General features: G+C 70.1%; 24 protein-coding genes. 21 read left to right on the top strand and 3 right to left on the bottom strand.

The window, feature by feature from the left end:
- Nucleotides 1-3 precede the first annotated feature (3 nt).
- Nucleotides 4-366: a hypothetical protein gene (locus WFJ17_RS01980; protein WP_336647522.1), complete on the top strand. Its 363-nt coding sequence runs from the start codon at nucleotides 4-6 to the stop codon at nucleotides 364-366.
- Here the strand turns inward: WFJ17_RS01980 and WFJ17_RS01975 are convergent.
- Nucleotides 363-647 carry a hypothetical protein gene (locus tag WFJ17_RS01975; RefSeq protein ID WP_336647521.1) on the bottom strand — a complete coding sequence of 95 codons (285 nt, stop codon included), beginning with the start codon at nucleotides 645-647 and terminating at the stop codon, nucleotides 363-365. The two genes, WFJ17_RS01980 and WFJ17_RS01975, sit on opposite strands and share 4 nt — an antisense overlap.
- Nucleotides 648-701: 54 nt before the next feature.
- Between WFJ17_RS01975 and WFJ17_RS01970 the strand changes: the two genes are divergently transcribed.
- The 20 genes from WFJ17_RS01970 to WFJ17_RS01875 all read left to right on the top strand — a co-directional run bounded on the left by WFJ17_RS01970 (nucleotide 702) and on the right by WFJ17_RS01875 (nucleotide 22,364).
- Complete coding sequence (locus WFJ17_RS01970; protein ID WP_336647520.1) at nucleotides 702-3,560, top strand: phage tail tape measure protein; 2,859 nt, start codon at nucleotides 702-704, stop codon at nucleotides 3,558-3,560.
- Nucleotides 3,561-4,391 carry a hypothetical protein gene (locus WFJ17_RS01965; protein ID WP_336647519.1) on the top strand — a complete coding sequence of 277 codons (831 nt, stop codon included), beginning with the start codon at nucleotides 3,561-3,563 and terminating at the stop codon, nucleotides 4,389-4,391. It abuts the gene before it with no gap.
- Nucleotides 4,392-4,603: 212 nt separating this feature from the next.
- Nucleotides 4,604-5,512: a hypothetical protein gene (locus tag WFJ17_RS01960; RefSeq protein WP_336647518.1), complete on the top strand. Its 909-nt coding sequence runs from the start codon at nucleotides 4,604-4,606 to the stop codon at nucleotides 5,510-5,512.
- Nucleotides 5,509-6,375: a hypothetical protein gene (locus tag WFJ17_RS01955; RefSeq protein ID WP_336647517.1), complete on the top strand. Its 867-nt coding sequence runs from the start codon at nucleotides 5,509-5,511 to the stop codon at nucleotides 6,373-6,375. The genes WFJ17_RS01960 and WFJ17_RS01955 overlap by 4 nt, the downstream gene beginning before the upstream one ends.
- Nucleotides 6,376-6,378: 3 nt before the next feature.
- Nucleotides 6,379-6,999, top strand: coding sequence for a hypothetical protein (locus WFJ17_RS01950; protein ID WP_336647516.1), 621 nt, complete (start codon nucleotides 6,379-6,381; stop codon nucleotides 6,997-6,999).
- A 72-nt stretch (nucleotides 7,000-7,071) separates the two neighbouring features.
- Nucleotides 7,072-7,743 (top strand): hypothetical protein, encoded by a 672-nt coding sequence (locus WFJ17_RS01945; protein ID WP_336647515.1) that lies wholly within the window; start codon nucleotides 7,072-7,074, stop codon nucleotides 7,741-7,743.
- Nucleotides 7,740-8,624 (top strand): peptidoglycan-binding protein, encoded by an 885-nt coding sequence (locus WFJ17_RS01940; RefSeq protein WP_336647514.1) that lies wholly within the window; start codon nucleotides 7,740-7,742, stop codon nucleotides 8,622-8,624. The genes WFJ17_RS01945 and WFJ17_RS01940 overlap by 4 nt, the downstream gene beginning before the upstream one ends.
- On the top strand, nucleotides 8,621-8,986 hold the full coding sequence (locus tag WFJ17_RS01935) for a hypothetical protein (RefSeq protein WP_336647513.1): 366 nt from the start codon (nucleotides 8,621-8,623) through the stop codon (nucleotides 8,984-8,986). Before WFJ17_RS01940 ends, WFJ17_RS01935 begins: the two co-directional genes overlap by 4 nt.
- Complete coding sequence (locus WFJ17_RS01930) at nucleotides 8,979-9,266, top strand: hypothetical protein (protein WP_336647512.1); 288 nt, start codon at nucleotides 8,979-8,981, stop codon at nucleotides 9,264-9,266. Before WFJ17_RS01935 ends, WFJ17_RS01930 begins: the two co-directional genes overlap by 8 nt.
- 14 nt (nucleotides 9,267-9,280) lie before the next feature.
- Nucleotides 9,281-10,714, top strand: coding sequence for a hypothetical protein (locus WFJ17_RS01925; RefSeq protein ID WP_336647511.1), 1,434 nt, complete (start codon nucleotides 9,281-9,283; stop codon nucleotides 10,712-10,714).
- 17 nt (nucleotides 10,715-10,731) lie between these two features.
- The gene (locus tag WFJ17_RS01920; RefSeq protein WP_336647510.1) at nucleotides 10,732-10,911 is read left to right on the top strand and encodes a hypothetical protein; all 180 of its coding nucleotides are present in this window, start codon (nucleotides 10,732-10,734) and stop codon (nucleotides 10,909-10,911) included.
- A 202-nt stretch (nucleotides 10,912-11,113) separates the two neighbouring features.
- The gene (locus WFJ17_RS01915; protein WP_336647509.1) at nucleotides 11,114-11,560 is read left to right on the top strand and encodes a hypothetical protein; all 447 of its coding nucleotides are present in this window, start codon (nucleotides 11,114-11,116) and stop codon (nucleotides 11,558-11,560) included.
- Nucleotides 11,561-11,754: 194 nt separating this feature from the next.
- Nucleotides 11,755-12,699 carry an ABC transporter ATP-binding protein gene (locus tag WFJ17_RS01910; RefSeq protein ID WP_251443220.1) on the top strand — a complete coding sequence of 315 codons (945 nt, stop codon included), beginning with the start codon at nucleotides 11,755-11,757 and terminating at the stop codon, nucleotides 12,697-12,699.
- On the top strand, nucleotides 12,696-13,520 hold the full coding sequence (locus WFJ17_RS01905) for an ABC transporter permease (protein WP_336647508.1): 825 nt from the start codon (nucleotides 12,696-12,698) through the stop codon (nucleotides 13,518-13,520). The genes WFJ17_RS01910 and WFJ17_RS01905 overlap by 4 nt, the downstream gene beginning before the upstream one ends.
- Nucleotides 13,521-13,936: 416 nt before the next feature.
- Nucleotides 13,937-17,755, top strand: a complete 3,819-nt coding sequence (locus tag WFJ17_RS01900) for an efflux RND transporter permease subunit (RefSeq protein WP_336647507.1) — start codon at nucleotides 13,937-13,939, stop codon at nucleotides 17,753-17,755.
- On the top strand, nucleotides 17,752-19,062 hold the full coding sequence (locus WFJ17_RS01895; protein ID WP_336647506.1) for a sensor histidine kinase: 1,311 nt from the start codon (nucleotides 17,752-17,754) through the stop codon (nucleotides 19,060-19,062). Before WFJ17_RS01900 ends, WFJ17_RS01895 begins: the two co-directional genes overlap by 4 nt.
- On the top strand, nucleotides 19,059-19,772 hold the full coding sequence (locus WFJ17_RS01890) for a response regulator (protein ID WP_251443211.1): 714 nt from the start codon (nucleotides 19,059-19,061) through the stop codon (nucleotides 19,770-19,772). The genes WFJ17_RS01895 and WFJ17_RS01890 overlap by 4 nt, the downstream gene beginning before the upstream one ends.
- A gap of 4 nt (nucleotides 19,773-19,776) precedes the next feature.
- Entirely contained in the window at nucleotides 19,777-20,382 is a 606-nt protein-coding gene (gene dcd / locus WFJ17_RS01885) for a dCTP deaminase (RefSeq protein ID WP_336647505.1), read from the top strand.
- A gap of 1 nt (nucleotide 20,383) precedes the next feature.
- Complete coding sequence (locus tag WFJ17_RS01880) at nucleotides 20,384-21,073, top strand: hypothetical protein (protein WP_336647504.1); 690 nt, start codon at nucleotides 20,384-20,386, stop codon at nucleotides 21,071-21,073.
- Nucleotides 21,074-21,164: 91 nt separating this feature from the next.
- Nucleotides 21,165-22,364, top strand: a complete 1,200-nt coding sequence (locus WFJ17_RS01875; protein ID WP_251443203.1) for an MFS transporter — start codon at nucleotides 21,165-21,167, stop codon at nucleotides 22,362-22,364.
- A gap of 118 nt (nucleotides 22,365-22,482) precedes the next feature.
- On the opposite strand, the gene WFJ17_RS01870 is transcribed toward WFJ17_RS01875, so the two are convergent.
- Complete coding sequence (locus WFJ17_RS01870) at nucleotides 22,483-23,394, bottom strand: helix-turn-helix transcriptional regulator (protein WP_336647503.1); 912 nt, start codon at nucleotides 23,392-23,394, stop codon at nucleotides 22,483-22,485.
- 132 nt (nucleotides 23,395-23,526) lie between these two features.
- The gene (locus WFJ17_RS01865; protein ID WP_336647502.1) at nucleotides 23,527-24,384 is read right to left on the bottom strand and encodes a MarR family winged helix-turn-helix transcriptional regulator; all 858 of its coding nucleotides are present in this window, start codon (nucleotides 24,382-24,384) and stop codon (nucleotides 23,527-23,529) included.
- Nucleotides 24,385-24,488: the final 104 nt, after the last annotated feature.

Here is a 24,488-nt window from a genome sequence, read left to right as displayed (position 1 = left end):
GGCGTGACCGTGCGGGAACTCAACGGATGGGTTCCCGCGACGGTCACGGTAGATCGAAACGGCGAGGTCGTGTCGGTCTCCGTCACGGAGTCTCGGTTCACGCGCGAGCAGACAGAGCTGCTGCTGCAGTCGCGCCGGCTCGAGCGGATCCCTCGGAACTCGCTGGGCATCCCGCTGTCTGAAGCGACGGATCCGGCGAACGATCCCAGTTCGTGGGAGGCGACGGGGCGCTACGTGGTGCCCACGCCGTCTGTCGACTTCGCGGCGGAAGCGGTGCGGCGCGAGAAGGAAACGCGGCGGCAGAAGTACCCCGACGAGAAGACCGAACTTGTGTGGTCGGTCGAGCATCAGAAGCGAGAGACCTAGGCCTTCTCGAAGATGAGCGTCCTCGGGCCGTACTGCGTATCGGCCTGATGGACGAGGCGATACCCGCGCTGCTTGGCGCCGAGGATGACGGTCTCGTACTTCACGGTCGTCATGTTGATGGTGAAGGTCACATCTGGCGAGCCATCGAAAGCGTCGTCGAGGATCTGCTCCGCGTTCAACTCTGCGTTGCGCTGCCGCCTCGAGGTGGATCCGAGGATCCAGAAGCCGAAGAACCCGAATAGGCCAAGGCCGATCACCAGGAACGCGAGCAGGAGCAACATGCGCCGAGTATAGCGGCGACGTGCACCGCCCGTTCAAGCAGTAACGGAGGTGCGATGTCTGAACGCGTCGTGAAGGTCAGGCTGTCGGCTCAGGTGGCCGAGTACACGAAGGGCATGGAGGAGGCCTCGCGGAAGACCCGTGAGGTTGGTTCCGAGGCAGAGAAGCTGGCGCAGAAGCGGGAGGCGTTCAACACGCTCGGTGCCGCGGGCGTCGCCGCCGGCACGGCAATGCTTGCAGGGGCCGGCCTGGCGGCGAAGGCTGCGGTGGACTGGCAGACGGCCTGGACGGGTGTCACGAAGACCGTGAACGGCACGCCGGCACAGCTCGCCGAACTCGAGCAGAGCTTGCGTGGTCTGACGAGCATTCTCCCGGCATCGCATGAGGAGATCGCGGCGGTTGCCGAAGCAGCCGGGCAGCTCGGAATCGAGACGCCGAACGTCACGGCCTTCACCAAGACGATGATCGACATGGGAGAGTCGACGAACCTCTCTGCTGAGACGGCGGCGACGTCGCTCGCTCGGTTCATGAACATCATGGGCACCGGGCAGGACAAGGTGTCGAACCTCGGATCCGCGATTGTCGGGCTGGGCAATAACTTCGCCACTACTGAGTCCGAGATCATGGACATGGCGATGCGCCTCGCGGGCGCCGGTAAGCAGGTTGGCCTCACCGAGGGCCAGGTGCTCGGACTCGCCACCTCGCTGTCGTCGGTAGGCATCGAAGCCGAAGCCGGCGGTTCGGCGGTCTCGAAGGTGCTGATCGACATCGCCGCGTCGGCAGAGTCTGGCGGCGCGAAGCTCGACAAATACGCCTCTGCAGCGGGGATGACCTCCGAGAAGTTCAAGGAGCTGTGGAAGTCGAACCCGGCCGAGGCGCTGTCTGCGTTCGTGAAGGGTCTTGCTAACGCGGAGGCGCAGGGCTCTTCGACGCTCGGCATCCTGTCGGATCTCGGCATCACCGAGGTGCGCATGCGCGATGCGCTGCTGCGCTCGTCGTCTGCTGCGGATCAGTTTGCCGGCGCGATGGAGATGGGCAACAAGGAGTTCGAGAAGGGCAACGCGCTCACCGACGAGGCGGCGAAGCGGTATGCGACCGCGGAGTCAAAGATCCGGATCGCGGGCAATGCTGTGCGAGACGCGGCGATTGACTTCGGGAACGTGCTGCTCCCCGCACTCGCGGGGACCGCGGATGCGGTGAAGAACCTCGCGGACTTCATGGGTGACTTGCCGGATCCGGTCAAGGGTCTGATCATGATCGGTGGCTCTCTAGCTGGCGTGCTGTTGCTGATCGGCGGGGCCGCGCTTATCGCCGTTCCGAAGATCGTCGCGTTCAAGGTCGCGATGGCGGAACTAGGCATCACGGGCACGGGAGTTCGTGGCGGTCTTGGTCGAGTGGCATCGTTCCTCGGCGGACCTTGGGGTATCGCGATGCTCGCGGCAGTCGTCGCCGTGCAGGGGCTCCGGGCTGCAAACGAAGCCGGAACCGCGTCGGCCGAAGACCTGAGGAACGCGCTTCTGACGGCGACAGATGCGGCCGACGTGTTCGCCACCGCAACGCAGGGTCACTCTGTGGAGAAGTTCCTTAACGGTGACGGTTCAGGGCTGCTGAAGAACCTTCCGGCGTTGATGGATCAGGTGCGGGAGGCACACAAGAGCAGCGGCATCATCGTCGGAGACGCCGCGGATGCGCTGCTTCGGATCAACGATGTCGGTAAGGCGCTAGCGGAGACCGCGGACCAGGATCTGCCTCGCGCGTCGGCAGCGTTCCAGATGCTCGCGAAGGGCATGAACTCGGCACAGGCGGCCGAGTTGCTGAAGAACATGGGGCCAGAGTTTCACGACGCGTTGGTGCGGGCGGCGTCCGGGGCTGGAATGGCCGCAGACGACACGAAGCTTCTTGACATCGTGATGGGGCGGACTGCTCTGACCGCGAAGACGGCGGCTGACGCGTACATGGACGAGGCGAAGACGGTCGAAGATCTGTCGTCGCAGATGTCGAAGCTCATCGATCAGATCAATGAGGCGAACGGCGTCAATCAGGATGCGGTCACCGCGAACGCGCAGTATCAGGAGGCGTTGGCTGGGATCTCGGATGAGGTGCAGCGGCAGCGGGATGAGTACGAGAAGCTGAACGGGACCACGGATGGTTTCGTGGCATCGCTCGACGAGTCCACGGCGGCCGGCGCGTCAAACGCGGCCATGCTGTCGGATGTCGCCCGGTCGGCTCAGGATGCCGCGAAGGCGCAGTACGAGGTCGACAAGACGACGATGTCGGCGAAGGACGCGACGGACAAGTATGCGGGCACGCTCGCGGCGCAGCGTCAGGCGTTCATCGACTCTGCGATAGAGGCCGGATTCAACGCGGATCAGGTGCAGACACTGGCCGACAAGGTGTTCGCGCTGCCGTCCGAGAAGGAGCTGAAGATCCTCGCGGAGACGGCGACGGCGCAGAGCGCGATCGATCAGTTCATAACCCTGAACGACGGAAAGCGTGTGCGCGTGTTCGTTGACGCTGAGGGTGGGCAGTCCTACAGGGTCGGCAGCACAACGGTGTCTCCTAACGCGAACGGTGGGGTCTACGACCTCGGCGTGAAGGCGTTCGCAGATGGTGGGTTTGAGCCTGGCATCTACGGCTACAGGCCCGGCGGGATTCACAAGTTCGCCGAGAAGTTCTCTGAGGCATACATGTCGATGGATCCGGCACGCCTGCCGCGCTCGCGCGAGGTTTGGTACGAGGCAGGTAGCCGGCTCGGTCTGATAAGGCAACAGGGCAGCGGGGAGCAGCTCAGCCTTGAGGGGCTGGCGATCACGGGAACGCTCGAGATCGGCGGCGACGGGCTGGGCCGAATCGTGGACGGGAAGATCACCGCGTATGACACGGCTGTGTCGCGTGGTGTGGGGAGGCGGCGATAGATGGCTGGTCCGACTCTGACAGCGTTCACGGACGCGTCGCCGTGCCCCCGCGTGGAAGTGTTCTTCGCTTCGTTCGCGGCGGGCACGGCGACGGTGACCGTGTATCGGCTTGCCGGCGGGCGGGAGCATCGGGTGCGGGGCGCTGTGCGCGCGCCTGTGTCTGGGGCGCTCTCCCGGATCGATTTCGAGGTGCCTTTCGGCGTCCCGGTGACGTACCGGGCGGAGCAGTTCAATGCCGCGGGGATCTCTCTCGGGTTCACGGATTCGTCATCGGTCACGATCGATTCCGCGGACTCCTGGATGCATAACCCGTTGGATCCTGCGGGCGCCGCGCGCGTGATCATCGGCGACGAGACAGCGAAGACGATCACGCGCCCCACGCCGGGAGTCGTGTCGCGTCCCAAGGGGCGTGTTGTTGGCGTGGTGCTTTCGGAGCCGCGGCAGGGGGTCACGGGGCTACAGGTTCTGGTACGGACATCGGCGGATGCGGATGCGGACCGGGTGCAGGGCATGGTCGGCGACGACAACATGCCGCCCGTCGTGTGTATCCGGCTGGGTGGTGACGACAGGCGGATGCGTGTCCCGCAGCCGCTGTTCCTGTCGGCGTTGTCGGTGGCGGAGATCGACGTCAACCACAGGTGGGGCGGGTCTGAGCTGGCGCACTCCTTCGAGGGTGACGAGGTAGATCCGCCGACGCCGGGCCTGTATGTGCCGCTGCTGCGTCGGAAGGATCTGGACGCGTTCTTCGTGACCCGTGCGGCCATGGACGCATCGGCAATGAAGAGGTCGGATCTGGATCGCAGGTATGACCTGGCCGGGTTCGGCGGATAGGGGGAACCGTGCGGCAGCACAGTGCGCAGCTTCTGGAAGTTCTGAAGTCCGGGTTCACTCGGGATGTGACCGTGGATGTCTTCCACGGGCCGTTGCGGGTACTGACCGGGCTCCGGTTCGAGGGGTGGTCGCTGGATGCTGACCTGGGCCGCGAGGTCGGGTCGGAAGGATCCGGGGTCATCGTGCACGCCTCTGACGATGGGGCTTCCCTCGTGCCGGTCGGCACGGACGGGATCCTGTCGCCATTCCGGGCGAACGTCGAGATCCTGATGACGATCCGGGCGGGGGACTTCGCCGAGCGTGTGTCGTTGGGCACGTTCCGGGCGATGGCCGTCCCGTCGACTTCGGAGACGGTCGCCACAGTCCTTGGGTCTCAGGTGTCGGTCGCGTCTCGAGTGGAGATCAAGTTCGTCTCGTTGGACGAGGCGACGAAGCGGGACTCGTTCCTGTTCCCGGAGCGCTCGCTGCAGGGGGCGTCCGTGTATGCGGAGCTGCGGCGCCTGTCGGGGCTTCCGGTCGAGGTCACGGTGCCTGACCGGCTGATCGCGGCTGAGAAGGCTTGGGAGGCCGCGCAGGGCGGCCGACTGAAGGCCGTGCACGAACTGGGGCGTCTGCTGGACGCTGACATGATTGTGAACTCCCGTGGCGCGTGGGTGCCGATTCCCGACGAGATCGGCGATCCGGTCGGCGTGCTGACGGTGGGGGCGGACGGGACGATCACCGACATTGGGTCGGAGATCACGACGGACTCCGTCTACAACGTCGTGGTCGGGAGCTTCGAGGACGAGAACCGGGTGCCGTTCTACTGCGTCGCGCAGGTCACCGAGGGTCCGCTCGCGGTGGACGGCCTCTACGGCAGGAATGTCCGCTATTACTCGTCGGATCTGGTGAAGACGAAGGAACAGGGCGACGCGGCCGTGGCGGCTGTGCTTGCGCAGTCGGTCGGATCGCAGATGTACGACGTGGAAGTGCAGTGCCACGTGAACCCGCTCGTTGAGATCGGTGACGTGTGGGAAGCGCGGGGGCAGGACCGGGCCGTGGTCGGCCGCGTCAGGAAGGTCTCCATGTCGGGATCGCACCTGATGAACGTGACGATCCGAGCCTCGAGGCGGCTGGCATGAGCGCCGCGGAGACGATCGCGGCCCAATTCTCGGGGCAGACTCAGATGCGGTCGGAGACGGCCGTGTTCGTGCGGATGGAGGGGCCGCTCGCGGTCGTCAACATCGGCGTCTCGACGATCAAGATCCCCTGCGTGGGGTTCTTCCCTCCCGTCACCGGGATGCCTGTCCGGGTCGATTGGGTCGACGGATCTCCGTCTGTGACCGGCCCGACACGGCCCCTGTCGCCGCTGGGGCAGATCACCGGCACCGGAACCCCGAAAGCGACCGTCACCGTCGATGGTGTCTCCTACAGCCTGTACTTTCGGGCGGGGTACACGCCCGCGGTCGGAGACACCGTTGAGGTGAACTGGTCGACCGGCATCATTCAAGGCAAGGTCACCGGCTTCCAGACGGCGGAGAAGCCCGCGGAGCAGGCACCGCCCGGCGGCGCGTACGACATCACGATCCGCGCGAAGGACTCCGGGCGATACCAGTCCGACTGGTGGGGTAACGACCCCTGGGCGTCGGACAACAACAGCGGGATCTGGGTCTACGGGACGGCGATCAGCGACGCGGTCGGCGCCGGCACGGTCGATTCCGCGCAGATCTTCCTGCCGCTCGTGCAGGAAGCCGGGAACGCGTCGATCGGGTCTCACGCGCACTCGTCGATCCCCAGCGGCGCACCGTCCCTCGCGAACCTTACGGCGCTGCCCGTGGGAGGTCGCGGCGGCTGGGTAGATCTGCCGCTCATCATCGGCCAGTACCTCGCAGGCGGTGGCCGCGGGGTCGGGGTCACGGCGCCCGGCGCGGGCGGATACAACATCTGGCGCGGCACCAACAGCGACCCGCTGTCCGGTGCCGTGCGCCTCACAGGAAGCAGGTAACCAATGGTCGCGAACTCGAACGACTCCGTGACCGGCCGTCCGATCTTCGACGCGAACGGTGCGGCGGACACGGCAGGAGATCCGAACGCGGTCGCCACCTACGCGGCTGAGGTCGGGAACCGGATCGTCAAGGCGAACAAGGCCGCCCTGGACGCCTACGCGTACAAGAGGGCGGGGCTCGCAGGGTTCGCCCTGGACACGAAGACCGAGTACGTGCACAACGGCTCCGGCTGGGTGCGCACCAACACCGGCCTGACCGGCTTCGCGTTCTACGAGCCCGCGTCGGCGCCCGTCCTTGCAACCGCCCTGACCACGATCAGCGGTATCGCACTCACAGGCATGCCTACCGGCTCGCCGATGCTCATGGACTGCACGCTCGTCGCATCGAACGGGCAATCGGGCGGCGAGCGGTACATCGACGTTCAGGTGATGAACGGGACGACCGCGGTCGGGCCGAACCGGCGGTACGCGCTCCCGAACACGGGCGGCACCGCGAACTACACGATCGTGCAGCTCGTGCCGGTCACCCCGACATCGCCGGACTGGTCGCTGAAGCTCGGATGCGACCAGGCGTCGTCCGTCCTGCTCCGAAACGCCGCCTTCCGGCTCTCGTTCACACCGTAAGAACTTCGGAACGGAACAGTGCCTCGCCTGCATGGGCGGGGCACTTTGTCGTTCCCTCTGAAAGGACACGCGATGTCTCCTGATGATGTGGTCCCGCTCGGCAAGACCCCATACTTCGCGCGGCGTGCCGTCGCGGAGGCGTGGGCCGCAGCCGGATATCCGCCGATCAACTCAGCTACCCGCCTCTACTCGGAGCAGAAGAAACTCTTCGACGGATGGCAGGCGGGCTGGGCCGGTTACTCCCCGGCGGACAACCCCGATGACACCAGTCAGGCTCTCGCGCACGTGCGGGGCGTGGCGCTCGACATCACGGCGACTGACTCACGGGTTGAGGCGCTATCCGCGGCGGGTCTCGTCCGCCCCTATTCGTATGAGCCCTGGCACTGGCAACTCCCAGGCGACGTGCGCCGGTTCCCGCTCATCACAGCTTTCCCCAACACTCCCGCGGCTCCCGCGGTCGAAAGGTCCGAGGAGGACACTATGGCACGACTCATTCGCAACACGGACGGGACGATCTTCCTCGCCGACGAGTACGGCGTCGTTGATCCGCGCAAGCTGCTCGACGCGGGCGCGGGCCTGTCGGAGACGGTCGGCGCGCTCGATACCACGCTGGGGGCGAAGCAGCTCAGCAACCGCGAGTTCGACCTCGTGGGCATGGCCCTTACGAACCGTTGGCAGCAGCAGCGCAAGCAGCTTGTCGCGGACATCTCCAAGGCGGTCGTGGAGGCACTGGGAAAAGCGTGAACCCGGCCCCTGTGCCGGGGACACCTGACCCTGAACCGCCGAAGCCGCAGCCGCTGCCCCTGTTCTTCCCGGACATCTCGCATTGGCAGCCGGGCGTGACTGCGGACATCGTGCAGTCGTGGAAGAGTGCTGGTGCCACCAGGATCATGATCAAGGCCGGCGGCGGCAACAACGGCCGGTATGAGTCCGACAAGCACAGAGAACAGGTCGCTGCCGCGCACGCCTGCGGGCTTCCCGCGGATCGCTACTGGTTCAACGGGCAGGATGCGAGCGTGTCGGATCAGGTCAATTTCCTGGTGGACATGCTCAAGGCGACTCCGCTGCAGGCTGGCGAGCTGGTGATGTGGGATGCGGAGCCGGAGGAGTCGAACGGCGTCGTGTACACGCGCGCCTGGACTCCCGCCGAGGTCGTCACCGCCGCGCAGCGAGCAGTCGCCCGTGGAGTGCCGTTCTCGCAGCAGCTCATCTACCTGAACTCGGCACAGACCACAGGCAGTGTCGACTGGTCGCCGGTCGTGGATCTCGGGATTCGGCTCGTCGTGGCCGACTACTGGGCCAACGACGGCACGCCGGGAGGGATGCCCCTGGTCGGCTTCTGGCCGCGCGAGCAGATCCACGCATGGCAGTTCACGTCGCAGGGGAAGCTCGGCACCTACTCGGGCGATCTCGACCTGAACACGGGCGACCTTCGCCGCGTGTGGACGGTCGCTGACCTGCAGGCCGCGCTGAACATCGCGAACGGTGCGGCGCTCGTCGTCGACAACCGCAAGGGCGCGAAGACGAATGCCGAGATCATCGTGTTCCAGAAGTCGCAGAACCTGAAGCCGGACGGCATTGCCGGGCCGGCGACGCTCACCAAACTGGCGGAGGTTGCTGGGTGATCTCAGGGCCGATCGCGGATTGGCTCGCGGACCTCACGGGCCTGCAGATCCTGCTGTGGATCCTCGCCGTGGCGGCGGTGCTCGGGTTCGTCTGGAAGGCGTGGCCGATCATCCGCCGGGCGGTGAAACTCATTGACGCTCTCGGCGAGCTGCCGGAGTACATGGAACGGATCCGCCACCAGGTCGAGAACGACCACGACACGAATCTGCGCGACGAGGTGACGCAACTTCTCGAGCTGGTGACTGACATCGCTCGGAAGGTGGCGCAGGTCTTCGACTGGCAGAAGAAGCACGAGCGACGGTCCGATGCCCTGGTGGCGCGGATCGTCGCGCTCGAGAAGAAGGAGAAGGCGGATGGCTGATCAAATCATTCCCGCCGCGGTGAAGCTCGCCGCAAAGCGTGCAGCGCTGAAGACCGCGGCGCAGGCCGCTCGAGGCGCAGGCGCCGCTGTTGTTGCCGCGATCGGAGCCTCGGTTCTCGGAGTCGATTGGGTGCTCGTGGCGGGCACTGCTGGCGCCGGGCTGGTCACGGTCGTGTGGGCCGGTGTCGATGCCTATCTCGACAAGGTGAACAACGGTATCCCGGTCGAATACGCGGATGCCGCGGCTGCAGTGCAGGAGCTGCGCCGCGATCAGGTCTGACGGGAGGGGGTCTCATGGCTGATTACGGTCAGGTGGTGGCGCGGTTCGTGGACTCCGAGGGGGTTCCGACCGCGCCGCACACGAAGCCGGTCGACGGGGTGGTGACCTTCAAGCCTCTCGGCAAGAAGGTGATCACGTCGATTCCCGCGACCGTCGCGAAGTCTTCGGTGCGAGCCGAGATCGTGGATGGTGTGCTGCAGGGTGAGGGCGGCGGCGAGGTGTGGCTCGCGGTCGGGCGCTGGCGGGTGACTGACTATGTGATCGACGGTGCTTGGCTCAAAGAGTTCGACATCGTCGTGACCGAAGAGCACGAGGCGGTGCCGCTGGATCTCACTCTCGCGGCGCCGGCTGAATCTGCGCCCGGCGAGCCCCTGCCGCCATCTGAGGAGACGAGGATTCGTGCGGAGGCGGCGGCGGCGGCGGCAGAGCGGTCTGCCGATGATGCGGCCGAAGCGGCGCTCGCCGCGGACTTCTCCGCTCAGCAGGCCGCGGGGCACGCGACCGCGGCACAGCAGGCTGCGACCCAGGCGGGAGCCTCAGCGTTCAACGCCGGGTCGTCCGCTGCTGCAGCACAGTCGTCCGAGGACGACGCGCGCGCCGCCGCGACCGCAGCAGCCGGATCCGCGAGTGCCGCCGCAGGGTCCGCATCGGCGGCTTCCGGATCGGCGACCGCCGCGGCAACGTCGGCAGGGTCCGCCGCGTCAGCCGTCACCGCGGCACAGGCGGCGCGTACGGGCGCGGAGATGGCGCGCACTGGTGCAGAGGCGGCGCGGACGGGCGCTGAGGCCGCGCAGGCGGGCATGGTCACGGGCGGGACGATCGACGGGGCAGGGCACCTGATCCTGTCGAAGCTCGGCGGCGGGACCATCGACGCGGGCAACGCGACCGGACCCGCCGGAGCGGACTCGACCGTTCCCGGCCCTCCCGGGAACCCCACCGCGTACGAGATGCGCGGCACCGGCTTCCCCGAGGGAGCCGTCACTGCCAACCCCGGAACGTACTACACAGACACGGCAGGGACCAACGGCGCGTGGCGGTGGCTCAAGGTGAGCGGCACCGGGAACACCGGATGGAAGGTGCTCTTCGGTGACACGGGCTGGAGGGATGTCTCCTCGCTCTGCGACCCGACCGTCCTCGGGTCCGGAAAGGTGCATGTCTTCAAGACCCCGGGCCGGGTCACCTGGAGGCTGATCGGACCCGTGCTGAAAGCGGGAACGCTCATGACATCCCTACCGACCGGGTATCGCGTTGACGCCCCGAACTGGCTTGCCCCAGCCGTCACGGTCTACCGGTCCGGAGCCCCCACATCCGGAGTGTTCGGGCTCGGCGGGTCGGGGTCGGGGTTGGAAGTGTCGGGAGCCTTCGTGCCCGACACCTCCTCTACCGCCTACCTCGACTACGCCTCACTACTGCCCTGGCCCGCGACGCTCCCCGGAACGCCAGCCTGACCGAAAGGACTCCCCTCGTGGACCTCACCGACATGACCGATGACGACCTCGACGCACTGCGCGTCGCCGTCGCCGTGGAACAGGAACGCCGCCAGGCCCTCGCCACGATCCCCGCCCAGGTCGCGCAGCTCGCGGCCCGATTCGTGGACGGCGGCGGCGACCCCGCCGACATCATCGCCGCGGCCGGGGGTGCGTGACCGCACCTCGTCACCCTCGCCTGATATGACATCGCCCCCGCTTCTTCGACTTCGGTCTGAAGAGGCGGGGGCGGTTTCGTCGTTCCCTGGCTCAGGTGGTCCGGTACTTCGCGGTGATCTCTTCTATCCAGGGTGTCCGCGATGGCCTGGTGACGTATTCGTTCGGTCCGCCTCCGGGGAGCAGTGATCGTAGCTCTGCGCTGTGGACGCGTTCGACGGCGGCGCGCAGGGTAGTCGCGTATCCGAGCAGGTTGCCGACGTGCTCGGCGCGGAACCGCACGCGACCGTCGACTCGCACGATCGTCACGACCCCGTACGGTTTCTGCAGAGTGTCGATCAGCACCCAGACGCCGGGCTCGGGTTCGACGGCCGCGAGCAGCGGATGCCACCGGGGCTGATCTTCTCTCGGCATGCGGTGAGCGTACGCTTCGTCGCCGACATGCGCCCCGCTGTTGGGGTCGGATGGGCGCCGCGCTTACGCCGCGCTTTGGGGCAAAACGCGGCGTTGAACGAGGCTCGCGGCGCAGGCTGGGATCGAAGGTGGATCAAGCGATTCTTGCGCGGAATTACGCGGAAACCGAGGGGCGAATCATGGAGCAGAATGGACCAGGATTTACAGGAATTCGTGATGCAGAAGTTCTGCCATTGAACTACAGCCCCGTGCGTCGGTGACGCCTGGCCAGCATAACAAACGTCCGCGACTCCGCGATCCGCGGGGTGCGGCCCGCCGCGTCCCCGCAGCCCCGCTCGCCATTCGGGTTTCCCGGAGTCATCCACGGGGATACCCCGAGTCATCCTTCAGACGGATGCGGCGAGGCGGCGGGCTCGCCTAGCGTCGAAGGCATGATCACCGCAGAGGGCCTCACCAAGAGATACGGACCCAAGACCGCCGTCGACGACGTCTCGTTCACCGTGCGTCCGGGGACGGTCACGGGCTTCCTCGGCCCGAACGGCGCAGGCAAGTCGACCACGATGCGCATGATCGTGGGCCTCGACCGCCCCAGCGCGGGCCGGGTCAGCGTGAACGGTCAGGAGTACCGCGGGCTGCGCGCCCCGCTCACCGAGGTGGGCGTGCTGCTCGACGCGAAGGCCGTGCACACCGGCCGTTCCGCGCGCAACCACCTGCGCGCGATGGCGGCGACGCACGGGATCCCCGCGTCGCGCGTCGACGAGGTGATCGAGATCACCGGCATCGGATCCGTGGCGCGCAAGCGCGCGGGCGGATTCTCGCTCGGCATGGGTCAGCGGCTCGGCATCGCCGCGGCGCTGCTCGGCGACCCGCACACGCTCATCCTCGACGAGCCGGTCAACGGACTCGACCCCGAGGGCGTGCTGTGGGTGCGCAACTTCGTGCGCCACGCGGCCTCGGAGGGGCGCACGGTGCTGCTCTCCAGTCACCTCATGAGCGAGATGGCGCAGACCGCCGACCACATCATCGTGCTCGGTCGCGGCCGCGTGCTCGCCGATGCGCCCCTGTCGCAGCTGGTGCAGGAATGGACGACCGCCCAGGTGCGCGTGCGCAGCCCCCGCGTCGTCGAGCTCGGCGAGCTGCTCGTCGCCGCCGGCGCCGTGGTCACCGGCACCGCCCACGACATCATCGAGGTCAGCGGCCCCGAGGCGTGGTGGATCGGGGATCTCGCCGCCGAGCGCGGCATCCCGCTGCATGAGCTCACCCCCACCAGCGGCTCGCTGGAGGACGCCTACCTCGCCCTCACCGGCGACGCCGTCGAATACCGCACCCGCGCCGTGCCCGAGGCCGGCGCCCCGATCCCGGAGGTGGTCGCATGAGCGCCGTCGCCCCCACCGCATCCGTCCGCTCGGGCGGCTACCGGCTGACCCTGCCGCGCACGCTGCGCAGCGAAGGGATCAAGCTCGCCACGCTGCGGTCCACCTGGTGGTCCATCGCGATCACCGCGGTCCTGACGATCGGCATCGCCGCTCTGATCGCCTTCGCCATGTCGTCATCCGCAGGTCCGCAGACCGGAGCGATCAACGGCATCACGGCCGTGGTCATGCCGATCCAGTTCACGGCGCTGCTGGCCGGGATCCTCGGCGCGATCGCGGTCACCGGCGAGTACTCCACGGGCATGATCCGCTCGACGCTCACCGCGGATCCGCGGCGCGGACGGGTGCTGGTCGCGAAGGCGGTCGTGCTCGCGGTGTTCCTCTTCCTCGCGTCGCTCGTGATGTTCGTCGTCGCCGCCGTGATCGTCTCGGCGATCCTCGGCGCCCACGGCGGGGGCCTCGAGTGGGGCACGCCGGACAAGGTGATCCTGCCGTTGCTCTCCGCCGCCCTGACCATGTCGGTGTGCGCGCTCATCGGCGTCTCGTTCGGCTTCCTGCTGCGTTCGGGAGCCGGGGCGATCGCCGCGACGGTTGGCCTGCTGTTCGTGCTGCCGATCATGTCGAACTTCTTCGCCTTCGGCGGGGAGTCCTGGAAGTGGGTGCTGGACGCGGCGAACTACCTGCCGCTGTCTGCCGCGCAGAGCGCGATCCTGCCCAGCGACACGGCCGCGCTCTCGGCGGGCGTCGCGTTCCTCACCCTCGGCGCCTGGGTCGCGGCGGGGCTGCTCGGATCCTGGGTGGTGCTGCGCTCCCGCGACGCCTGATCCGCGGGTTCCGCCGACGGCGCCCCTTCCGCACCGCGCGGAGGGGGCGCCGTCGTCCGTGGAGGGTGGTCCCGGCGCGCAATTCAGGCTGGGGTCGCGGGTCGAGGGCTGATCCGGCCCTTCCAGCACCGGGTGCTCGGGTCTGGCCTGAATTGTGCGGGCAGGGCGGGTATGCGGATGCCGGGGGCAGAGCGGGGGCCGGCCGGGCCGGGGCGCGGAGCGGGGGCGGCGGGACCGGTACCCGATGTGGGGCCGGAGCTGCGGATGTGGTACCTGAGGACGACCCCGGGACGGGGTGGATCCTCCCCGAAGCGGATGCGGCGGACCGCCCGTGACGGGTTTGCTGAAGGTACGGCTCGTCGCAGCCCGCGGCAGTTGTGGTGCCCTGCGCCCGCCCGTGATCGCCTGGAGGATCCGTGACCCTGCTGACCCGTCTCAGCCTCGCCAACCGTGCCGTCGTCGCGCTGTTCACCGTGCTCATCGTCGGCATCGGCCTCTGGGCGACCGGGAGCATGAAACAGGAGCTGCTGCCGTCGATGTCGCAGCCCGCGGCGATGGTCATGGTGACCAAGCCCGGTGCGTCGGCCGAGACGCTCGATCACGATGTGGTCGCCCCGCTGTCCGGGGCCCTGGGCGCCGTGGCCGGGATCGACGAGGTGCGGGCGAGCACCTCGAGCGGCAGCGGGCAGGTGACGGTGACCTGGGCGTTCGGTCGCGACGACGCCAAGATCCTCGCGGACCTGAAGTCCGCGACGACCGCGGCCCTCGCGACGGCGGGCGACGGCGTGCATTCGGAGGTCTACGCCGGAAGCTCGGCCGACATCCCCGTGCAGAGCCTCGCGATCACCGGCGACGGCGACCTCGAGGCGTTCGCCGACCGGGTCGACAAGACGCTCGTGCCCGCGATCGAGCACGTGCCGGGGGTGCGCGCGGTGCAGGTGTCGGGCCGCACGCCGCAGCGCGTGCTCGTGACGCTGGATCCCGCCCAGCTCTCCGCGCGTTCGATCGACGCGGCCGCGGTCTCCGGGTTGCTGCGCACCGCGGGCGTCGTGGTGCCCGCGGGCACCAGCACCGACGGGAAGCGGACCATGGCGATCGAGGTCGGTCAGGAGGGCACGTCGGTCGAGCAGATCGCGGCGATCCCGATCCCGACGCTGCAGGGTCCGGTGGCACTGTCGGCCGTGGCGAAGGTCGAGCTCGCCCCGGTCCCGCAGAGCACGATCTCCCGCGCGGACGGACGGCCGGCGCTCAGCCTGACGATCACCAAGACCCCCGAGGCGAACGCCGTGCAGGTCTCGCACGCGGTCACCGCCGCCGTGGCGAAGGCCCTCCCGACGCTCGGAGGCGCGGCGAAGAGCTCGGTGCTGTTCGACCAGTCCACGATGATCGAGAAGTCGACGCACGACCTCGCGGTCGAGGGCGGTCTCGGCCTCGTCTTCGCGGTGCTCATCATCCTCGTGTTCCTGCTCTCGCCCAAGGCGACCGTGATCACGGCGGTGTCGATCCCGCTCTCCCTCCTCATCGCGGTGATCGGGCTGCGCGTGGGCGGGTTCTCCTTCAACGTGTTCACGCTCGCGGCACTCACCGTCGCGGTCGGCCGCGTGGTGGACGACTCGATCGTCGTGATCGAGAACATCGCGCGCCGGCGCGGATCCACGGGGCTCACGCCCGCCGACGTGCTGGCGGCGGTGCGGCAGGTCGCCGGAGCGGTGACGGCGTCGACCCTCACCACCGTCGCGGTGTTCCTTCCGGTGGCCCTCGTCGGCGGCGTGGCGGGCGAGCTGTTCCGTCCGTTCGCGCTGACGGTGACGATCGCGCTGCTGGCCTCGCTGCTCGTCTCGCTGACGATCGTCCCGGTGCTGGCCTACTGGTTCATGCGCAAGCCCGCCCGGAGGGCGGAGGGAGCGCCCGCGGAAGGCGTCGCGGCGGAGGACGGCACTGCAGAGAGCGGCGCCCGAGACGGCGCCGCGGAGGATCTCCACACGGCGGACGACGCGCGAGACGCCACCGAAGGGCCGGGGGGCGCCGGCAGGGCCGCCTTCGGCGCGGGGGCGATGGCCGCGGAGGGCGAGGCGGCCGGCGCGGGGGCGCTGACCGCGGAGGCGTCGATGCCCGCCGACGGCGCCGAGCGCGTGACCCGGATGCAGCGCGCCTATCTGCCGTCGCTGCGGTTCGCGCTGCGCCGCCCGGTGACCGTCGTGCTCGTCTCGGTGCTGGTGTTCGCCGGCACGCTCATCTCGGCCGGGTTCCTGAAGACCGACATGCTCGGCAGCTTCGCCGACGAGCGTGCGGTGACCGTCACCCAGAAGATGCCGCTGGACACCACGCTCACGGTCGCGGACGACGCGGCGACCGCGCTGGAGAAGAAGGTGGGCGGGCTCGACGGCGTCGCGTCCTACCGCACCACGGCGGGCGAGCAGGGCGCGCCGGTGACCGTCGACCTCGTGATCGCTCAGGATGCGGATCCGAAGGTGGTGCTGAAGCGGATCCGGTCCGCGGTCGCCGGCCTTCCCGGATCCGATCGCATCACGGTCTCGACCCAGGCGACGGAGGCTACGTCCTCCTCGATCGACGTGATCGTGAAGAGCCCGGACGAGAAGGCGCTCGCCGCGGCCGCCGATGCGCTCACGAAGTCGCTCGGCAAGGTCGACGGGATCGGCACCGTCTCGAGCGACCTTGCCGCCGACCTCCCGGTGCTCAAGGTCGCGGTCGACCCCGCACGGGCCGCCGCGCAGGGGTTCACGTCCGCCGACGTGGGCTCGGCGATCTCGGCCGCGGTGCAGGGTGAGCGGCTCGGCTCCGTCTCGATCGACGGGGCGAGCAGGGACCTGGTGCTGCGGGCGCAGTCGTCGGCGACCGACCCGGCGGCGATCGCCGCGCTGCCGCTGCCGGTCTCGGCGCTGCAGGCGCAGAAGACGCAGAAGGATGCCACCGACGCGCTGCAGCGCGAGCAGGAGGCGATGTCCGCCGACGCGCGCCGCGAGGCGGAGGCCAAGGCCGACCAGCAGCTCTCCGAGCTGTACGACGCGCGCTCCTCGGGAGCGGGGCAGCTCGCCGATCTGCGGGAGCAGCTCGCCGCGCTCCTCGCCTCGCCGCCGCCCGCCGACTCGCAGCCCGCCACGCAGGGTCAGCTCAGCGCGCTCGAGTACCAGAAGCTCGTGCAGCAGCTCACCCAGGCGGTCGCCGGGGCGGAATCGAGTCTCACCGGACTCGACGAGCAGATCTCCGCCGCGCGCTCGGCGATCGCCGACGGGGCCCGGCAGCAGGCCGAGACCGATCGGATGACGCAGGCGCAGCGCGATCTCGAGCATCTGCGGGCGACGCCGATCCGGGTGGGCGACATCGCCACCGTCGAGGTCGTCGCCGCGCCGGCGACGATCACCAGGATCGACGGTGCGCGGGCCGTGACGATCTCGGCGACGCCCGCCGAGGGCGCCGACCTGTCCACCGCCGCGTACGGCGTGCAGACGGCGGTCGCGAAGGCCGACCTGCCCGCGGGCGTCACGCTCGACGAGGGCGGCGCGGCGACCGAGCAGGCGCAGTCGTTCGGCGAGCTGGGGGTGGCGATGCTCGCGGCGATCGCGCTCGTCTACATCGTGCTCGTCGCCACGTTCCGGTCGCTCGTGCAGCCGCTCCTGCTGCTCGTCTCGGTGCCGTTCGCCGCGACGGGCGCGATCGCGGGTCTGCTGCTGACGGGCACGCCCCTCGGGATCCCCGCGCTCATCGGCATGCTGATGCTGATCGGCATCGTGGTGACCAACGCCATCGTGCTCATCGACCTCATCAACGAGTACCGGCGCGACGGGGCCGATCTCGACGACGCGGTGGTGCACGGAGCCCGCTTGCGGCTGCGGCCCATCATCATGACGGCCTGCGCCACGATCTTCGCCCTCATCCCGATGGCGCTCGGCGTCACCGGCGGCGGGGCGTTCATCTCGAAGTCCCTGGCGATCGTCGTGATCGGCGGACTGGTGTCCTCCACGGTGCTGACGCTGCTGCTGGTTCCCGCGCTCGTCGTGCTGTACGAGCGCCGCGGGGACCGGCGGCGCCGCAGGAGGAAGCGCCGCGAGGAGCGCCGGACGCGCCGCGAGGGCGGCGTCGAGGTGTTCGAGTCCGCCGTCGCCGAGGAGGCGCCGACGACCGCCGCGGCGCCGGACGCGGCCGAGGTGCCGACCGCGCGCGATGCGGATCGGGGCTTCGGCGGGTCAGGGGACCGTGGGAGACTGGCGACGTGACCGACGGCTCCGCGCGCGCCCTGGACCGGGCCGCGTCGCGCTGGCAGCGCCATCCTCGTGCGGCGGACGCGCTGACGACGGCGAGCTGGATGGTGCTCACCGTGGTGCCGATGCTCAGCGCCGCCCCCGGAGGTTCGGACGCGGCCACGGCGCCGCGGACGACCACGCCCTTCGGCCTCGGGCTGGGGCTGGTCGTCGTCGTGGTCATCGCGACGCTCATGATGCTGTTCCGGCGGCGCAACCCGGTCCTGGTGTTCGCCGTCGCGGTGACGCTGCCGCTGGTGCTCCTGCCGTTCTCGCTGGACGTGGGGCGGTTCGCGACCGCCTACGCGGTGTTCGCGATCGCCGTCTACGACACGGTCGCGCGGGCTTGGATCGCCGGTGCGGTCGCCTACGCCGTCAGCCTCGCCCTCGGTGTGCTGCACCTGTTCACCGGCTTCGGCCTCCTGCCGGTGAGCCGCTCGGAGAGCCGCCTGGAGACGGCTCTCACCTATGTCGCCTTCGACCTGCTGGTGCTGCTCGTGGCGCTGCTGTGGGGGCAGAACGCCGGCAACCGCCGCCGCTACGTCGCGGCGCTCGTCGAGCGGGCCAGGATCCTCGAGCACGAGCGCGATCAGGAGGCGCAGCTGGCGGCGCTCGCCGAGCGGTCGCGGATCGCGCGGGACGTGCACGACATCGTGTCGCACTCGCTCAGCGTCATCGTGCGGCTCGCCGACGGCGCCCGGGTCGTCCTCGACGCGGATCCGGATCGGGCCCGCGAGGCCGTCGGGCAGATCGGTGGGGTTGCGCGCTCGTCGCTCGACGAGATGCGGCGGGTGCTCGGGGTGCTCGAACGGCCGAGCGGACGCGAGCCCTCGCGCAGCGGCACGGGGCTGGAGGATCTGCCCCGGCTCGCCGAGGTGTACCGGGGGATCGGGCTGCCGGTGCGGCTGGACGTGGTCGTCGCACCGCGGTCCGTCGAGGGAGCCTCGGGCGGCGGTGAGGCCGAGGAGATCCCGGCGGGGCTGCAGATGACCGTGTTCCGGGTCGTTCAGGAGTCGCTCACGAACGCACTGCGCCACGCGGACGCCCCGACCGAGGTGACCGTGGCGGTGAGCATCGACGCCGCGGCGGTCCGCGCCGAGATCCGCGACGACGGGCGGGCGGGCACCGAACGCACGGGCGCTGCTGCGCAGACGGTGCGCGTCGGCCGCGGGCTGCTCGGGATGCGCGAGCGGGCCGCGCTCTACGGCGGCACGCTCGAGACCGGCCCGCGGGACGGCCGTGGCTGGACGGTGCGGCTCGACCTGCCCCGGAGCGCCTCATGACAACCGTGCGGGTGCTCATCGCCGACGACCAGACCCTCATCCGCGCGGGGCTCGCGATGGTGCTCGCGGCGCAGCCCGACATCGAGGTCGTCGGGGAGGCCCAGGACGGCATCGAGGCGGTCGCCCTGGCCGGGGTGCACCGGCCGGACGTGGTGCTGATGGACGTGCAGATGCCCCGCATGGACGGCCTCGACGCCACGCGGGAACTCGTCCGCGCGGGGAACGGGACCCGGGTGCTCGTGCTCACGACCTTCGATCTCGACGCCTATGCGTTCGGTGCCATCGACGCCGGCGCCAGCGGGTTCCTCCTCAAGGACTCGGACGCCGACGACATCGTCGCCGCGGTCCGGGCCGTCGCCGCGGGGGACGCGGTGCTCGCCCCGCGCGTCACCTCGGAGCTGCTGCGCCGTTTCACCGACCTCGCCCGCGCCGCGGAGGATCCCGCTCTCCGCGCCCGCTCCGAGAATCGACGCGTCGCCGCCGCCCGGCTGGAAGTCCTCACCGACCGGGAGCACGAGGTCTTCGACGCCCTGGTGCAGGGTCTGTCGAACGCGGAGATCGCGGAGGCGCTGTGGCTGAGCGAGTCGACGGTCAAGACGCACGTCGGCCGGGTGCTGCAGAAGCTCGGCATGCGCGATCGCGTGCAGGCGGTGGTCTACGCGTTCCGCAACGGCCTGACCGATCCGCCCGATGCGCAGCGGCTACGCTGAGACCGTGCTGCTGAGCGATAGGGACATCAGGGCGGGGCTGGACGCGGGGCGGATCGGACTGGAGCCGCTCGAACCGTCGATGATCCAGCCGTCGAGCATCGACGTGCGGCTGGACCGCTACTTCCGCCTTTTCGACAACCACAAGTATCCGTTCATCGACCCGGCGGAGGACCAGCCCGAGCTGACCCGGCTGATCGAGGTGGACCCGGACGAGCCGTTCGTGCTGCATCCGGGCGAGTTCGCGCTCGGCGCGACCTTCGAGCAGGTGTCGCTCTCGGACGACATCGCCGCGCGCCTCGAAGGCAAGTCCTCGCTGGGGCGCCTCGGCCTCATCACGCACTCCACGGCCGGCTTCATCGACCCGGGCTTCACCGGTCACGTCACGCTCGAGCTGGCGAACGTCGCGACCCTGCCGATCAAGCTCTGGCCGGGCATGAAGATCGGGCAGCTGTGCTTCTTCCAGCTGTCGTCCCCCGCGGAGAACCCCTACGGATCCGGGCCGTACGGCAACCGCTACCAGGGGCAGCGCGGGCCCACGGCATCGCGCTCCTTCCAGAACTTCCACCGCACCGACGTCGGCGTCACCGACGCGGGGTCCACGGGGGCCTGACGTGTCCGGCGAGGAGACGGATCCGCTCGCGTCGCACCCGGGCGCGTCGGCCGCGCCGGATCCGCTCGCACCTGACGCTCCGGATCCGCTCGCGTCGGACGCGCCGGATCCGCTCGCATCGGACGCTCCGGAGCCGCTTGCGTCGCACCCCGGCCCGTCGTCCGCGCCCGATCCCGACGCGCCCGCGGCCGAGAGCGCCGGCCTCGCCGGCCTCCTGGCCGACCCGGAGATCGCCCCCGCGGAGGAGAGCGCCGCGCTCGCCGACCTGCTCGCGACCCCGGAGGAGGCGGCCCCCGCCGAGGAGACCCCGGGTCTCGCCGCGATCCTCGCGGATCCGGATCCCGCCCTGTTCGGCGAGTCGGCTCCCGGACCGGAGGAGCCGGCTCCCGGGCCCACGGCGCCGCCCCCCGCGGTCGTAGCCATCGCGCCCCCGGCGCCTCACTCCGCTCCCGCGCCTGCCGCCTCGGACGGGCTGTCTCCGCTCCCCGCGCTGCCGCCCGAGCGTCCCGGGCCGCCGCCTGCTCCGGAACGAGGCGGCGGCGGATACTTCGGCCTCGTCGCGCTCGTCTTCCTCTTCCTGGCGGTGCTGCTCATCGGCGCGATCGTGCTGATCGCCGTGCTCGTCGCGAACGGCGCCTGGCCGTTCCCGGTGGCCGCAGCCTCGTTCCCGGCCCTGGTTCCGCTCTTCTGACCGCGGCACAGGGACCGCGATCCGGACGATCGGTCGGATCGGCCGGACGCATGATCGGGCGCGGACGTCGCGCGCACGGAAGGCTGGAAGCATGACCACGACCGCACCCGTGCCTCTCGCCTCCGGCGTCGGCCCGCAGCCGATGCGCTACGGCGCGCTGCTCGTCATGATGGCGACGAGCTTCCTGCTCGTCACCGCCGAATTCCTCCCCGGAGGTCTGCTCACCGACATCGCCGCGGAGATCGGCGTGACCCCGGGGCAGGCCGGACAGATGGTGACCGTGACCGCCCTCGCAGGACTCATCGTCGCCCCGACCATCGGGCTCATGCTGCCGCGTCTGGACCGGCGCTCGCTGCTCGTGTGGATGGCGGTCGGCGCGACGGTGTCGAACGTCATCGTGGCGGTCGCTCCGAGCCTGCCGCTGCTGCTGCTCGCCCGGGTGCTGCTCGGCGGCGCGCTCAGCGGGTTCTGGTCGATGTCGGTGACGGTCGCCGCGCGGATCGCCGGCCCCGAGCGCCTGGGCCGCGCGGTCATGTTCACCACGGCCGGCACGACGCTGGCGACCGTGGCGGGCATTCCGCTGGGTGTGCTGCTCAGCCAGGCGGTCGACTGGCGCGGCGTCTTCGGGATCGCCGCGGGCGCGACCGCCGTGCTCGCGGTCGCGCTGCGGATCCTGCTGCCGTCGGTGCCGGCTGAGGGCGCCGCGCGCCTGTCCGCCCTCGTGGAGACGGTTCGTCGTCCGGGGATCGGGCTCGGCATCGTCGGGCACGTGCTCGTGGTGCTCGGCCACTTCCTGGCCTACACGTACATCCGCCTGGCGCTGGAGCGCGTGCAGGACGGAGGCGCCGTGATCGGCGAGAGCACCGTCATCGTGCTGCTCGCCCTGTTCGGCGTCGGCGGCTTCGTCGGCAACATCGTGTTCGGGATGTTCGTCGACCGCGCGTACCGCGTGCTCGCCGTGATCGCGCCGCTCGCGATGGCGGCGACCGTGCTGCTGCTGATCCTGCTGTCGGGATCCCTGTTCGCGATCGGTGCGATCGTGCTGCTCTGGGGCTTCTTCTTCGCCTCCTGGCTGCTCATCGTGAACACCTGGATCGGACACCGGATGCCCGACCGTCTCGAGGCGGGCGGGAGCCTGGTCGTCATGGGTTTCCAGGCGGCGATCATGACGGCGGCGGCCGTCGGCGGGGCGCTGGTGGACGGGATCGGCATCGCCCAGGTGTACACGATCGGTGCCGTCGTGCTCGTCGTCGGCGCCGTGCTCTTCGGGCTCGCCGGCCGCGCCCGCTGACCCGGGCGGCGGTCCCTCAGTTCCGAAGGACGATGCCAATTCTGAAGGAGGACCCGGGCGGATCCATCCTCAGAAGTTGCCATCGTCCTTCAGAGTCGACGGCGGGGAGGCCGCGGCCTCAGGCCGTGCGGGCCTCGCGCCAGGCGGTGGGCGTCTGCCCGGTGCGCCGGCGGAACGCGCGGCTGAAGCCCTCATCCGAGCTGTAGCCCAGGTCGCGGGAGATCTCGCTGACCAGGCACCCCAGCACCAGCCGGTCCTGGGCGGCGCGGATCCGCACCTCGGTCACGTAGCTGGCCGGAGAGACGCCGAAGGCTGCGCGGAACCGCTCGGCGAAGACCGTGCGGGACATGGCGCCGACGCTGGCGAGCCCCTCGACGCTCCAGTCGTTGCCCGGGGCCGCGTGGATCGCCTCGATCACCCTCTCCAGGAACGGGTCGCTGGTGCGCGCGGGCCAGCCGGCGGGGGCGCAGCCGTGCGCGGCCCAGGCGCGGATCACCGAGACGAGCACGGTGTTCGCCATCATGCGGCAGACCACCGCATCGCCGTCGCGGCTCGCCTCCTGGATCGCCGAGGGATCGACGGGCAGCGTCGTCATGTCGAGCCCGGCCTGCGAGGCGAGAGCCGCCGCGGCGGGCTCGTGGTGGGCGAAATCGCGCACCAGGGCCACATCGGGCAGCGCGTCGGCGATGTGCCTCGCGTGCGGGACGAGCGTGAGGGTCGACACCAGGATCCGCGTCCCCGGGTCGGTCTTGACCGACATCGGCACGCGGCCCGGGGTGAGCAGGGCATCGCCCTGGGCGAGCGACAGCGGCTTGTCGCCGCAGCGGGTGTGCACCGCGCCGTCGATGACGTAGACGATCGACAGCGCGTCCCGGTCGAGCGCGATGGTCTCGGCCGGATCCGGTGCGATCCGCACCTGCCGGCGCAACTGCACGTCGATCGCGGAGAGGAGGGCTTCGACCGCGCCCCCGGACGGCGCAGCCGCACCCGGGACGGCCGCGGGCGACGGGCCGGGCGCGAGAAGGGTCATGCCAGGGGGCAACAGCGTACGCGGCAAGCGTATTCCTCGCGCTGAGGAAGGCGGTCGGGCTCGCCGGCGCTCGACGGGAGAACGGAGACGGCCCCCGCGCCGGTGAGGGCGCGGGGGCCGCAGGGGATGCGATCAGCCGTTGTGGCGGCCGTCGTGCAGGTGGATGTGGAGGTGCGCGGGGGCGTGGCGGTGGTGTCCGCCGCGCGGCCCCCTGCCGCCGGCGTGCTCGCCGAAGCCGTGCTCGCGGCGCAGCCACTCGCGGCCGAAGCCGGGCTGCTCGGCGAACCGGCCGAAGCCGGGCTGCTCGGCGAACCGGCCGAAGCCGGGCTGCTCGGCGAACCGGCCGAAAGCCGCCCGCTCGTCGTGCGCCGTGCGCTCGCCGTGGCGGCGTTCGCCGTGGCCGTGACGCCCGTGGTGGCCGGCGTGCTCGCACGGAGCGGAGTGCTCGCCGTGCCCGTGACGCCCGTCGTGGTCGCGGTGCTCGCCGTGGGCGGAGCGCCCGTGCCGGTGCTGCCCATGCCCGCGCCGGTGGTCGCGGTCGCCGTCGCGACGCGTGCCGCGGCGACGGGGGAGGCGCATGCCCTCCTCGTAGCCGAGCCCGCGGGCGAGCTTCTCGAGGGAGGCCGCCATCGTGGCGAACTCCTCCGGGTCGAGGAGCGCGGCGACCTCGTCGCGGATCTCCTCGACGGCGGTGCTGAGCCGAGCACGGGCGGCGGAGCCGTCGGCCGTGAGCGCCCATCCGTCGGCGGTGCGCTCGATCCAGCCGAGATCGAGGAGCGGGCGCAGGGCGCGGTCCGGGAGCTCGCGGCCGATCGGGACCGTGCCGTCGACGACGTTGAGGACCCGCCACTCGCGGCGGGTGATCCCCTCGTCCTCGAAGGCGGTGCCGAACCGGGCCGCCAGCAGGCGGTCGGTGGCGGTGATCCAGAAGCCGAACGGGCGGCTCTGGTCGGAGGATGCGTTCTCGGGTGTGTTCTCTGAGGTGTTCATGGTGTTCCTGTTCTGGTCTGAGGATGACGTCGGCTCACGCCCTCGGGCGGCGGCAGGGCCCCGAGCCCCCCGGTGTTACCGACGGGAACGACGTGAGCGGAGGA

This window comes from Microbacterium sp. MMO-10 (assembly GCF_037148715.1).
Lineage (GTDB): Bacteria > Actinomycetota > Actinomycetes > Actinomycetales > Microbacteriaceae > Microbacterium.
This window is presented reverse-complemented; position numbering and strand designations above follow the sequence as displayed.